The 13,356-nt window shown below is 67.8% G+C and carries 9 protein-coding genes; all 9 read right to left on the reverse strand.

From position 1 onward, the window contains the following. Nucleotides 1-175: 175 nt before the first annotated feature. The 9 genes from GUY23_RS16685 to GUY23_RS18695 all read right to left on the reverse strand — a co-directional run bounded on the left by GUY23_RS16685 (nt 176) and on the right by GUY23_RS18695 (nt 13,101). Entirely contained in the window at nt 176-2,197 is a 2,022-nt protein-coding gene (locus GUY23_RS16685; protein ID WP_166974477.1) for an FAD/NAD(P)-binding protein, read from the reverse strand. Further along, on the reverse strand, nt 2,184-3,149 hold the full coding sequence (locus tag GUY23_RS16690; protein ID WP_166974479.1) for an LLM class flavin-dependent oxidoreductase: 966 nt from the start codon (nt 3,147-3,149) through the stop codon (nt 2,184-2,186). The genes GUY23_RS16685 and GUY23_RS16690 overlap by 14 nt, the downstream gene beginning before the upstream one ends. Next, nucleotides 3,146-3,763, reverse strand: a complete 618-nt coding sequence (gene ssuE, locus GUY23_RS16695; protein WP_166974482.1) for an NADPH-dependent FMN reductase — start codon at nt 3,761-3,763, stop codon at nt 3,146-3,148. Before ssuE ends, GUY23_RS16690 begins: the two co-directional genes overlap by 4 nt. 1 nt (nt 3,764) lies before the next feature. After that, nucleotides 3,765-5,180: an LLM class flavin-dependent oxidoreductase gene (locus tag GUY23_RS16700; RefSeq protein ID WP_166974484.1), complete on the reverse strand. Its 1,416-nt coding sequence runs from the start codon at nt 5,178-5,180 to the stop codon at nt 3,765-3,767. Continuing rightward, nucleotides 5,173-7,107, reverse strand: coding sequence for a dipeptide ABC transporter ATP-binding protein (locus tag GUY23_RS16705; RefSeq protein ID WP_166974486.1), 1,935 nt, complete (start codon nt 7,105-7,107; stop codon nt 5,173-5,175). The genes GUY23_RS16700 and GUY23_RS16705 overlap by 8 nt, the downstream gene beginning before the upstream one ends. Next, a complete protein-coding gene (locus GUY23_RS16710; RefSeq protein ID WP_166974489.1) occupies nt 7,104-8,060 on the reverse strand; it encodes an ABC transporter permease in 957 nt (318 codons plus the stop codon). Before GUY23_RS16710 ends, GUY23_RS16705 begins: the two co-directional genes overlap by 4 nt. Further along, on the reverse strand, nt 8,057-9,076 hold the full coding sequence (locus GUY23_RS16715; RefSeq protein ID WP_166974491.1) for an ABC transporter permease: 1,020 nt from the start codon (nt 9,074-9,076) through the stop codon (nt 8,057-8,059). The genes GUY23_RS16710 and GUY23_RS16715 overlap by 4 nt, the downstream gene beginning before the upstream one ends. Further along, complete coding sequence (locus tag GUY23_RS16720; RefSeq protein ID WP_228282500.1) at nt 9,076-10,713, reverse strand: ABC transporter substrate-binding protein; 1,638 nt, start codon at nt 10,711-10,713, stop codon at nt 9,076-9,078. The genes GUY23_RS16715 and GUY23_RS16720 overlap by 1 nt, the downstream gene beginning before the upstream one ends. 516 nt (nt 10,714-11,229) lie before the next feature. Beyond that, complete coding sequence (locus GUY23_RS18695; RefSeq protein ID WP_456061967.1) at nt 11,230-13,101, reverse strand: acyltransferase family protein; 1,872 nt, start codon at nt 13,099-13,101, stop codon at nt 11,230-11,232. Nucleotides 13,102-13,356 lie beyond the last annotated feature (255 nt).

A 13,356-nucleotide genomic window follows, 5' to 3' on the forward strand; every position in this document is an offset into this window, starting at 1 on the left:
GTGGTGGGTTCGGTGACAAATGAACTCACGGCGGATCCTTCCTTCACTGATGGTCACCGCTGCTTCCGCGGTGACCATCAGTCTGATCTGCCGTGAACCCCACGCGCACGCTCCATGACGCGCACGGTCACTCCACGTCATAATGTTCGTCATATTTCGACGCAGAACGTCATCATCACCCGGCGAGGAGCTCCCGACGCTCGGACGCTGCCGACACGGCGTCGAGAATCGCCGAGGCGATGCGCTCATTGTCCGCGAACACCGGCGCACCCGTGTGCGGACGGGTGAAAGCCTCGGCCGTCGATCCCGAGACCGCGGGGCCGATCAGGAACAGATCCGACTGCGCATCCCCGGCAGCATCGAGCGCGTGACCAGTCTCGTCTGTGCGCAGCTTCGCATGAGCGGTGTCCTCGAGGAGCAGCCCTCCGGCCGAGCGAAGTGATTCAAGGACCGGATCGGCGGCCTTCTCTGCACTCTGTCGGGCCAATCGCGCATCGACGAAGTGGGTGAATGTCTTCGCCTCCGGGTGGGCTGTGGATCGGGCGGTGTACCCGGTATCGCCGGCCTCGACGCGCAGCCCGGGGCCGAGGAAGCGGACGAGTCCCGCCTCGTGGAGGGCGAGGATCTGCTTGACCCGGATCGGTGGTGGTCCGCTGCCGATATAGGAGAACAGAGAATGGAAGCTGCCTTCGATGATCTCCGTACGATCGATCTGGCTGACCCGGCCCGACCGCACGAGCATTCGGATCGCCATATAGGACTTGACCAGGGCGTCGAACACCGCGAGGTCGGCGGAGAAGCGGACATCGGCGCTGCGGCGCAGGCGATCCTCGATGTGACGGAGCACCTCGATCTCGGCGCTGGCGTGATCCGCGCACCGCAGTTCCTCCAGCGGTCGGTCGAGGCGGGACAGGTCGAACAGATCCGCCGGGTCGGTGATGACCTCCCGCGCCGAGGCGGTTATCGTCGCGAATCCGGCACGTTCTCTCACCGCATCGACCGGGCAGGGCCGGCTTTCGTCGGCATTCCGTGGCTCGTCGGTGCCCTGTGCCCCTGCAAGCACACGATTCGCGGCATCGTCGATGCGTTCGAGCAGTTCGGGGGCCTCGATTCCCCGCCTCCACAGCACGTGCGCGTAATGGGCATAGGTGAGTTCGAGTTCGAACAGCGGCCCGATCACCGTCGTGAAATCGACGAGGTTGTCCCCGCCGAGGTGGTTCTCGACGCGGTCGCCGGCGCCGAGGCGGTCCGGCCTCAGGTACCGCAGTTCGACAGCAGGGGCGCCGGGCACATCGGCTCGACTGTAGCCGAGCTTCGGGCTGTAGGAGATGCCGCGTGAGGACCCGACCCACAGCACGGGTTCGCGCCCCGACGGCCGGTAGACGAGGCACTCACCCGCAGAATCGAACCGGCCGCCACGACCCTCGGTGACCATGACCATGAAGTCGAGGAAGGCGAGCCCGAAGCCGCGAGTGAGCACCTCGGCGCCGGCGGGGATGCCGCTGAAGTCGAGGTCGGCGGTGTAGCCGGGACCCTGATAGTACAGACCCGACTCCGCCGGCACCGAGCCTGCTGCCCGGGCTGCGAGAGCCGCGTCGGCAACGGTCGGGTGCATGTCGAGGTGTCCCTGCGCCGAGACGAGGACGCGGGTGTCGATGACCGTCCCGGTCGCGGTCGTGACCGCGAAGCCGCGGCCGTCCTCGCCACGTCGGACCGCCTCGGCGCGGGTGCGGTGGATGTGCACGTCCGCATTCAGATGGGTCAGGGCGGTCCCGAAGGCCGCCGCCAGATAGTGACCCTGGACCCGACGGCTGGCGAACGACTGGGAGTCGAGAACAGCTGCCTCGTCCCCGAGCCCGGCGGCGACGAGCCTCTCCCGTCCGGCACCGAGAATCCATTCGTGCAGGGTCGGTCCCATGATGCCGGGGCGGAGCAGGCGGCATGACTCGTCGGGGAAGATCGTGATGTCTTCGGTGCGCGAGTTCATCCACAGATGCGGCGACTGTTCGGTCCGCCAGATCCGTCCGGCCCCCGGTGGGAACGGATCGATGAGGTGGATGTGCATACCCGCACCGGCGTCCTCGGTCGCGGCGACTGCAAGCAGGATGCCCAGGGTCTTCGGGCCGGCGCCGATGAACGTGAGGTCGGCGCGCCGTTCGTGGTGGCCCACCGACTCCGGCTGTTCACGCACCGGCATAGAGGCTCACTGCCGGGGCGAGTCCGAGGCGGGTGCGCAGGTCGCTCGCCTCGGTGCCGCCGTGACGCGCCGAGTCAGCCTCCGGGGTCTCGCGCAGCCCGGCCGCGTACAGGGCGGGGAGGATCTCGGAGACGAGGCGGACGCTGAAGTCGAGCTGGTTCTCAGCGGACGCGCTCAGCAGCACGCCCGCGGCGCCGCGGCCGGTGAGGATGCGCACGGAACCGATGAGTTCGGCCACCTCGGCACGGGTCGTCGGTGCCGGCAGGACGGTGAGCACCGGCACTCCGGAGTCGACTTCGGTGCGCAGATCCTCGAGCGAGATGCTGCCGGCCGCCTCGTCGACGAGGACGACGTCGGCCGCGGCACGGGCCGCCTCGTTGCCGACTTCGGCACGGACGATGATCGGCGGGTGACCCTGCGGCGGCCGCGGCGTGATCGAGGGTCCGAGCACGGAATAGTCGGTGCCCGTCGAGTCCTGCAGCTGCGCCTCGATGTAGTGGAGACGGTCGCGGTCGATGTAGCGGTCGGTGGCCCGGTCGCGGATGATCGCGTCGTCATCCCATGAATCCCAGAGGCGGCGGATGACGTCGATGACGGATGCGGCCTCGGCCCAAGCCGCAGGAGCCGGGGCCGGGTCACGGCGACCGAAGAGGGCCGCCTCGGTGGGGGTGGTCGAGATGCCCACGGCCAGTCCCGCACGGGCGCGGGCCGTGTAGTCCAACGTCGCCGAGGCGGTGGCCAGGTGGAAGGGTTCGAGGTGGGTGGTGCGGACCTCGGGGACGATTCCCAGGCGACTGGTCAGCGGTCCGAGCCAGGAGGCGTACTCGAGCGCATCGAATCCGGTGAAGTCATCGGTCACGAGGGCGAAGTCCGCGTGGCCGTCGAGGGTCTTCGCGGTCGCCGGGCCGGTGGTCGGGTCGGGAGTCAGGGTGGTGGCGATGAGGACGCTCATGAGGGGTTCCTGTCGGTCGCGATCGGGGCGGTGATGAGGGATTCGGCGGCGGCCGCCTCGACGTGGGTGCACGACCGGGCGCGAACGGTCAGCTCCGAGTCGAACTGGTCGATGGCGTCGACGACGTCGCGTTCGACGGATTCGTCGATGCTCGGCGGGGTCGTGTCCGTGGTCGGGAGGATGTTGCTCGAGACGACGAAGCGTCCACGTCCGATCGAGCTCGCCCCGAGGGTGGCCAGCAGCGGTTTGAGGCCGTAGTCCAGCGCCAGGACGTGGGCGGGGGATCCGCCGGTGAGCACCGGCAGCACGGGTTTGCCGTGCAGGGCATCCATCGGCAGCAGGTCGATGAAGACCTTGAGCAGACCCGTGTACGTGGCCTTGAACACCGGGGATCCGACGACGACGGCATCAGCAGCGGCGACGGTGTCCCGGGCCGAGGCGATGAGGCCGTCGTTCGCATCCCCGGAGAGCAGCGGTCCGGCGGGCAGGTGGCGGAGCTTGATGAACTCCGTGCGGTGGCCGTACTGGCCGAGTCTGCGGGCGATGAATTCGAGCAGCGCTTCGGTCTTCGATCCTTCCGAAGGGCTGGCCGAGAGCAGGACGACTCGTGACATGTCAGCCCACCTCCTTGAGTTCTGCGTCGGTGTGGACGCTGCGGGCACGATCGCGGTTCTCCGCCCAGTCCGCGGCCGGGCGGGCCGCAGGCAGTCCGATGTTCTCGCGTAGGGACCCGTCCGGATATTCGGTGCGGTAGACGCCGCGTTCCTGGAGTTCGGGCACGACCTTCGCCACCACCTCGTCGAGTCCGCCCGGGGTGAGGTGGGGGACGAGGATGAAGCCGTCGGCGGCTCTGGTGCGGACCGCCTCGGCGAGGTCGGTGGCGACCTGGGCCGGGGTGCCGACGTAGGAATGGCGGGTCGAGACCTTGATGACGAGTTCGCGGGCGGAGAGCTTCTCGGCCTCGGCGATCTGCCGCCATGACGCGATCGTGGCTTCCGCGTCCTTGATGTGTTTGACCCGTCCCTGGGAGATCGATTCCGCTGCCGGCGGGACGTCGGGCAGGGGGCCGTTCGGGTCGAAAGCGGAGAGGTCACGGTCCCAGACGCGTTCGAGGAAGGCAATGGCTCCGGCCTCGCTGACCTGCTGGGCGGCGACCTCGCGGGAGCGTTCGACCGCCTCGGCGGGGGTGTCGCCGAGGATGATGGACACGCCCGGGTAGATCTTCAGTGAGTCCTCGGTCCGGCCGTAGCGGGCGAGGCGGGACTTCACGTCCGCGTAGAACTTCCGACCGGATTCGGGGTCGGAGTGGCGGGTGAAGATGACATCGGCCGAACCGACGGCGAAGTCCCGGCCGGAGTCCGAGTCCCCGGCCTGGAAGACGACGGGGTGCCCGCCGGGCAGTGCGCCGGTGGGGAAGCGGCCGGAGATGTCGAAGAAGTCGCTGCCATGCGTAAACGACCCGTCGCCGGCGGCGGTGTCCCAGAGTCTCCGGGCGACGTCGATGAAGTCCTCGGCGCGGCGGTAGCGGTCGGCGTAGTCGAGGTAGCCGCCGCGGCGGAAGTTCTCGCCGGTGAAGGCGTTGGAGGTCGTCACGACGTTCCATGCGGCGCGACCGTTCGAGAGGTGGTCGATGGTCGCGAGTCGGCGGGCGATGTCGAAGGGTTCGTTGAATGTCGAGCTCAGTGTGCCGGCCAGGCCGATGTGCTTGGTGACGGCGGCGAGCGCGGAGAGCACGGCGGTGGTGTTCGGCCGACCGACGACGTCGAGGTCGAAGATCTGGCCCTGGTGTTCGCGCAGGCGCAGGCCTTCGGCGAGGAAGAAGAAGTCGAAGAGTCCGGCCTCGGCGGTCTTGGCGAGGTGGGAGAAGGAGTCGAATTCGATGTGGCTGCCCGAGGCCGGGTCGGACCACACGGTGGTGTTGTTCACTCCCGGGAAATGGGCGGCGAAGTGAACCTGCCGCGGCTGCCCGGGAATGGCGGCGGCTGGGGTGTCGGTGCTGCGTCGTTGGTCGGTGCTGCGGAGGTCAGACATGGTGCGCTCCTGTCGGGGTCGGGTCGGAGAGAGTGTTCGTGGGGGCGGGTGACTCGACGGTGGTGGCGGCTGCCGCCTCGGCGGCGATGCCGTCGCGGTCGCCGGTGGCCCGCACAGCCGAGTCGTCGAAGCAGGGCACAGCGTCGATGAGCGCCCGCGTGTAGTCATCCCGGCTCTCGTGCAGCACGCGAGCGGTCGGCCCGGATCCGACGACGCGACCGTCCTTCATCACGATCACCTCGTCGGCGATCTGTTCGATGACGGCCAGATCGTGGGAGATGAAGAGGTAGGCGACGCCGAGGCGGGCCTGCAGGTCGACGAGCAGCTGCAGGATCTGTGCCTGCACACCGACGTCGAGTGCCGAGACCGGTTCGTCGAGGATGATCACCTCAGGGTCCACCGCCAGCGCCCGCGCGATCGCGAGCCGCTGTCGCTGTCCTCCCGAGAGCTCCCGCGGCGTGCGCCCCAGCAGCGAATGGTCGAGGGCGACGGAGTCGAGCAGCTCCCGCACCCGGCCCGGCCGGTCGGCACGGCTGCCGATGCGGTGCCCGCGCAGGGGTTCGGTGAGGATCCGCTCGACCGTGTAGTGCGGGTCGAGTGCGGCCGTCGAGTCCTGGTGCACGTAGCGGACGCGCCGGCCGAGGTCTTTCCGGCGGTAGTCAGTCAGAGCCGTGCCGTGGAGGGTGATCTCGCCGGCGTCCGCGCGGTCGGCACCGAGCAGGATCCTCGCCGAGGTGGTCTTCCCCGACCCGGATTCGCCGACGATTCCCACCGTCGACCCTGCCCGCAGAGCGATGTCGAGTCCGTCGACGGCGGGACGGTCCCCGCCGAAGTTCCGCACGATGCCCCGTCCGGACAGGACCACCTCGGTGCTGGTGGGGGCTGCACCGGTCCGGGTGGCGCCCGAGCTCGGGCTCAGCCGACCCCAGCCGAGGTGCGGAGCCGCAGCGAGCAGTCCCTGCGTGTACGCGTGCTGAGGCTGGGCGAGGACACGGCTGGTGGGCCCGGTCTCGACGATGCGGCCGGCCTGCATGACGATGAGTTCGTCCGCGCGCTCCTTCGCGACCCCGAGGTCGTGGGTGATGAGCACGAGCGCGGTCTGCGATTCGGCGACGAGGCCGCTGAGCACGTCGAGGACCTGCTTGGCGACGGTGGCGTCGAGCGCCGAGGTGGGTTCGTCGGCGATGATGAGCGCCGGCCGCGCGGCGATCGCATTGGCGATGAGCACGCGCTGGCGCTGCCCGCCGGAGAGTTCATGCGGATACCGTGCCCCGTGGGTCTCGGGGTCGAGTCCGACGGCGGTGAGCACCTCGGTGATACGGGGTCCGATCTGCGGTTTCGCATAACCGTTGACGCTCAGGGTTTCGGTCAGGGCGGAGGCGATCGTGCGCACCGGGTTGAGACCGGCGCCCGCGTCCTGCGGCACATAGGCGATCCCCGTGCCGAGGATCCGCTGCCAGGTGCGCGGCTTCGCCCCGATGAGATCCTCGCCGAGGTGGCTCTGCGTTCTCGCGTCGACCGTCGTCCCGGCCGGGAGGAGTCCGGTCAGGGCGGCGGCGGTCGTCGACTTCCCGGACCCGGACTCTCCGACGATGGCGAGAGTGCCGCCGGGGGCCAGGGTGAGGTCGACGTCGGTGATCGCCGGGGTGGTCGCACCGGGGTAGGTCACGCTCAGGCCGGTGACCTCGAGGACGTGTGGACCCCGGGGCGGGCTCTTGTGGGTCGTCTCGGCGACGGCCGTCTCGGCGGCGTTCGTCTGATGCGCCGAGGCGGGGACCGCCGTATCTCGGGGTGTGCCCTCGGCGGGGGCGTCGGTGCCGGTCGACTCCGTGCGGGTTGCGTCGTCGGTCGGGCCGGCGTGGTCGTCATCGAGGAGTTCGGTTCCGGCACCGGCTGCGGGCCAGGCGAGGAGATCGGTGTTGATCATCGGAATTCCTTCTCGGAGTTGACGGCGTGGGAGAGTCGGTTGGCGGCGAGCACGACGGCGGCGACGACGAGTCCGGGGAACGTCGTCATCCACCAGGCGGCGGCGAGGAAGTCACGGCCTTCGGAGACGAGCAGTCCCCATTCGGGCTGCGGCGGCGGGGCACCGAAACCGAGGAAGCTCAATGCGGAGACGGCGAGCACCGCGGATCCGAACTCGAGGGCGAGCAGCGCCCCGATCGGACCTCTGACCTGGGGCAGGATGTGTCGGGCGAGGACCGAGGCGGCGGAGAGTCCATCGGCGCGGGCGGCGCGGACGAATTCGGTCGACCGCCACCGGATCACCTCGGCGCGGGTGAGGCGTGCGAACGAGGGCACGGCCGCGACGCCGACGGCCACGGCGACATTGAGGGTGCCGAAGCCCAGCGCGGTGATCACGGCCATCGACAGCAGCAGACCGGGCACGGCCTGGAGGACGTCGACGGTGCGCATGAAGATCGCATCGACGACCCCGGTGAAGAATCCGGAGAGCAGACCGATGAGGACCCCCGCACCGACCCCGATGAGGACGGCGGCGAGGCTGGCCGACAGCGTCTGCGCCGAACCGTGGACGGTGCGGGCGAAGACGTCACGACCGAGCTGATCGGTGCCGAAGATGTGCTCGGTACCCGGCGGCAGAAGCCGGTCGGCAGGGTTTCCGGTGAGCGGGTCGACGCTGGTGAGCAGCGTGGGCCAGAGAGCGGCGAGTGCCGCGAGACCGAGGACGATGATCCCGATGACCTCGACGATCCCGATCCTCGAGGCTCCCACCGCCGAGGTGAGGCGACGCAGGCCGCCGGGACCGCCGCCGCGGGTCAGATCGCTGCCGCCGGTGATGTGGTCGTCGTGGACATGGTCCGCACCGGACTCGGGTGGAACCGTCTGGGAGTTCTTCTGCAGTTCGGTGGCCAGGCTCATGCGCGCACTCCTTCCGTCTCTTCGATACGGTCGGCCGCCTCGGCGGGGGTGCTCGCGTCTGTCGATTCGGTCTTTCGGCGTGCGGCACGCAGCCGTGGATCGAGCAGCGGATAGGTGAGGTCGGTGATGAGGTTGACGAGGACGAACACAGCCGCGGCGAAGAGGACGATGCCTTGGACGAGCGGGATGTCCTGCCCGGTCACGGCGGTCTGGGCGAGGCGACCGAGTCCCTGCCGGGAGAATACGTTCTCGACGACGACGGACCCGGCCAGCGCCTGGCCGAACAGCACCCCGCCCATGGTCAGCGCCGGCAGCAGCGCCACGGGCAGGGCCTGACGCAGCAGCAGCCGCAGGCGGGTGTACCCCGAGGCGGTAAAGGTCGTGACGAAGGGTTGGATCCATGCGTTCTGCAGTGACCGGAACAGGACCTGGGCGATGATCGCCGACAGCGGGATCGCCAAGGTCACGGCCGGCAGCACGATGGCGGCCGGAGTGCCGGTGCCGACCGCGGGGAAGAGCGGGATGCGGAAGGAGAAGACCTGCAGCAGCATGAGTCCGACCCAGAAGGTCGGCAGAGCGACGCCGAGCCCCGGCAGAGCCGCCAGGGTATCGCGCAGCCAGGGCCGGCGGGTCAGGGTCGCCGTCACGGCGATGACGACCCCGACGATCAGTGCGAGACCCAGAGCCAACGCGGCGAGAGCGAGCGTCGAGGGCAGGGCTGAGGCGATCGCCTCGGTGACGGGGGCGCCTGTCTGGATCGAGGTGCCGAAGTCGAGTCGGACGACGGCGAACACGGCGAGCAGGTACTGGATGGGCAGCGGCTGGTCGAGGTTGAACTCGGCACGGAGCCGTTCCACCTCGGCGGGATCGATGTTCTGCAGCTCTCCACCGGCGCCGAGCATCGTGGTGACCGGATCGCCGGGCAGCCAGTAGAGGAGGAAGAAGCTGAGGGTGAACGCGATCCACAGCACCAGCAGCCCTTGGGCGAGGCGAGAGGCGAGATAGCGCAGACTCATCACTGTTCACCGTCCAGCCAGGTGTCGTAGAGCTGGAAGCGCGATGAGGCTTCGTACTTGAAGTCGTGGACGTTCTCTCCCGTGCCGATGACTCCGGAGAGTTCGACGATCGGAACAGAGTAGCCTTCGTCGATGAGGATCTTCGCCGCCTTGGTGAAGTCCGCCGTACGCTCCTTCTCATCAAGGGTCGAGGTGGTGCGGGCGAGGATCTTGTCGAGCTCTTCCGCCTTCTTCCTCTCGTTGCCGTTCTGCTCGCTGACGCCGAAGTAGTTGCGCAGCACGTCACCGTCGGCTCTGGTGAGATTGCCGAAGGTCAGCTCCTCTTTGCCCTCCGCCTGCTGAGCAGTCACCTCGGCGGTGGTCTTCTTCTCGAGCTTGAGGTCGAAGCCGATCTCCCGCAGCTGCTGCTGGACGAGCTCGAGGAACGACGCATCCTGCCAGTAGGTCAGGGTCACGCTCAGCGGTGTGCCGTCCTTGACCCGGATGCCGTCGTCACCGACTTTCCATCCGTCGTCCTCAAGGAGCTTCTTGGCACCGTCGGGATCGTAGGCCAGGAGGTCGGAGAGGTCTTCGTACTCAGGAGTCGACTTCGCCAGCACCGAGGTGGCCGGAGCCTGGTGTGCGGAGATCACACTCTTGAGCTGATCACGGTCGATGCCTTTGACGAGAGCCTGGCGCACCGCCTTGTCCTTGGTGATCTTCCCGGTGACCTTGGGCACGAGGTTGTAGACGACGCCGGGGTTCGGGCGGGAGGCGATGCCCAGCCCCTGCGCCTCGAGGGTCTTCTCATCCTGGGACTGGACGGAGAAGTCGACGTCGACCTGTCCCGAGAGCAGCGAGCCGTTGCGCACCGAGGCTTCGGGGACGATCGAGAATTCGATGCCGTCGAGGTGAGCCGGTCCTTCGTGCTCGGCGATCGATGACGGCCAGTCGTAGTCGTCGAACCGGGCGAGCTTGATCGCCTTGTTGTGTTCGAAGGACTTCAACTGGAACGGGCCCGTACCCACGAGGTCTCCGGTGCACCGCTCCTCTGCGGACTTCGCGAGCGTGTCAGAGGAGTAGAAGCCCAGCGACATCGTCGACGTCGCCTGCAGGAACTGGGCGTTGGACTTGTCGAAAGTGAAGGTGACGGTCTGCTTGTCGGGAGTCTTGATCGACTTCAATCCGTCGAGATAGGTCTGACCGAGGGAGGCTTTCGCCCCGAGGTCCTGAATCGCTTCGAAATTCTCCTTCACCGAGGCGGAGGTGAAGTCAGTGCCGTCCTGGAACTTCACCCCATCGCGGAGATGGAAGGTGAAGGTCTTCGCGTCCTCGGAGACATCCCAGCTCTCGGCCAGCCACGGCTTGATCTCCTGCGTCTCGGGGTCCTGGTCGGTCAGCGAGTCGGTGATCTGACGAGTGACATTGAGCGTGACGTTCGTGCCCTGCTGCTGCCCGTCGAGGCAGGTCGGGTCGACGTCGTAGGCGATCTTCAGTGTGCCGCCGTCCTGAGGTTCTGCGTTCTCGTCTTCGGCCGCCGCCGAACCGGAGCAGCCGGCGAGGAGGAGGGACCCGGCTGCGAGCACGGCGAAACCGAAGCGGGCGCGACGCCGCGGTGAGGCCGTCGGAGCGGCGGCGGAAGAGGCGAAGGAGGTCATGGGTGTCCTGTGTGGTATCGAAGGTGAGGTTGATGTCAGCGATGCGTGCGAGAGCAGCTGTGGGTGGGAGCGCGGGATCGCGGCTAGGGGTTCCCGGGCGAAATGACTGCCCAATCAGCAGAGATTGCTCAACACACAATCTGAGCAGTCGGGTGCTGATGATGCTCCTGCGGATCCAAGCACTGCGGGGATGCCCTACGCTGCCATTGCCGACCGGGGAGACCGCGAGTGATCAGCCCGCAACGAGCGCTCGGTCGCCGAATGGGGCGAGACAATCAGCTCTTGACTTGCCGAAACATCGGCATGGGCATCTGACAATCAAGAGCTTCGAACCGCGCGGACAGCGCCCAGGTCTGTGAGTTCTTAAAAGCGATCATCATGTCCCCTGGTGAAGTGATGCCGTGTTTCGTTGACGATGATCACGGTACCAGTAATCCATATTGCTCAACAATATTGAGTCTCAGAAATCGTCACTCTCCGTCACATTCGACGCCCGACCCGCATCACAGAAGGCGCTCACGCACCTCCCTGGTGCACCGCAGGAGAAGATCTGATCGGCCTGGACCACCCCGGACCAGTTGGACCAGTGGTGGATTCCAGCGCCGCTGTCCCTGCGCGTCGACGCCCTCGAGCTCTCTCCCGGTGGAGCGTTCTCCACTCGGATGAGTGCAAACGGGACGAACTGGCATCCGCATGTCGACGCTGTGGAGTGACCCTGGCTCCCTGAGCGGCCCCGGCCCTCGAGTCGAGACCCGCGGCGATGATGAGCGATCCCGTCAGCAGGATGAGGGCCGTCACCGTCCAGATCATCGGCGCAATCCCGATGAGAAGGGCGATGGCGATGCCGGCGGTGGCTGCAGCGACTGCGATCACCGCACGGACCCGAGGAGGCACCACACGACCCCGGGCAGTCAGCGTCTGAACCTCGGGAGGCACCGCGCGGACCTGAGGAGTCGGGCCGGCATCTCGCGGCGCTTCTCGTCCGGCCGCGCCCGTATTCCCACGCATCTCGCGAAGAAGGCGGCCGATCCCGCGGCCCGTCGCAGCCAGTCGACGTTCGGAGGGGACAGGAATCCGCGCGGTCACCATGGCGACAAGTGCCGAGAGTCCAATGACGACGAACAGCCACGGCAACCTCGAGGCCCACCACCAGCCGGAACCGATCTCAGGCAGGACGAATCCGGCCAAACCCGGATGTCCCCACACTGTCGGAATTCCCGACACTGTCTGTGCCAGAGCGCCGAGGCCGCCGATGAGGACGATGACCACGCTCATGTGCCAGAGATAGACGTGCATCCCGTATCGGTTGCCCCAGTCGATGACCCGATGCCAGATCTGCGCGCGGAGGACTCGGGGGTCGAAGGCCGCCTCATCGCCGGTGATGTCGGCTTCACTGCCGCTCGGAACGGCGAGCATCCGGTTCAGCCGTACGTGGACGAGCCGCAGCGCGCACAACTGGACCACGCCGAGCAGGACAAGAGCGCCGGTGGGCGGGTTGAGATTGACGAGCATGTCCGGGCTGTAGACCCCCGCGGAGACGAGCCCTGCCAGGGTCAGCAGCGCGGTCACCAGCATCGTCCACGTCCGCAGCCTGCGCACCGGTCGTTCGAGGGCGTCGGCGTAGACGAAGCCGAGCTGCTGGATCAGCGGCCACACGAGGATGAAGTTGAGATATCCGAGTCCGTACACCCCGCTCACCGCGACCAGGACGTCGACGACGATGACGGAACCGGCGAGGACGGCGAGGGACCGCCTCGGCGATCGTTCATGGAAATACACCGCCAGCGGCACCAGGCTGGTGAGGCCGACGTAGACGGCCAGGAACCACAGCGGTTGGCCGATTCGGCGGCTCGCCTCGCTCAGCAAGTCGGCGGGGACGCCGAGTTCCGAGGCCACCGACAGGGCGAGGCCGGCGAGCGCGATGAGCATGCTGACCGGGACGAGTAAGCGGCGCAGGCGTGCGCGGAGGTGATCGGCCCAGGTGCCGCCTCGGGCGCGTGTGCGGCGCCAGCCGATGATACCCGCGCAGCCGCCGATGACGAAGAACAGGGGCATGACCTGGAAGAACCAGGATGCGGTGGTGAAACCGGCGGTGCCGGCCAGCGCGACGGTGGGCTGCACGGCGCCACCCGGACCGAGCACGGCTGTGCTCATCATCGAGTGGAGGACGACCACGACGATGAGGCAGCCGAAGCGGACGAGGTCGATGGCCGGGTCCCGGCGGGAGTGGGCTGGGTCTCGACGGGGGCGGGCTGTGTTTCGGCGGGATCGAGTCGTGTCGGGTTCCGGTGCAGCGCTCGTGACCGGCCTTGTGCTGTGAGCGAGACTCCCGCTCGGTGCCGGTGGTCCCCCGCTCGGTGCCGGTGGTTCATTGAGTGTGAGTGACATGTCGGTCCTTCGTCCGGGTCGATCAGGTGCGATGACACCGAAGTTAGGAACCGGATGCCTCCCGCCGCATCACGCCAGAGGGGCGTTCTCGACTCCGCCGCCCCATACTTTCGAGTGATGCCGGCCGCCGACCTCCCGATACCCGGACTCCGATACCCGGCCGCCCATCACCTGGCCACCCGATACCCCGCGGACACGTGCGTGTGAAAATGGCAGTGAGCACGTCCGCCACCGGTCGAACGCTAGGAGAGAGAC

Origin of the sequence: Brevibacterium atlanticum (assembly GCF_011617245.1) — a bacterium.
GTDB classification, from domain to species: Bacteria; Actinomycetota; Actinomycetes; order Actinomycetales; family Brevibacteriaceae; genus Brevibacterium; species Brevibacterium atlanticum.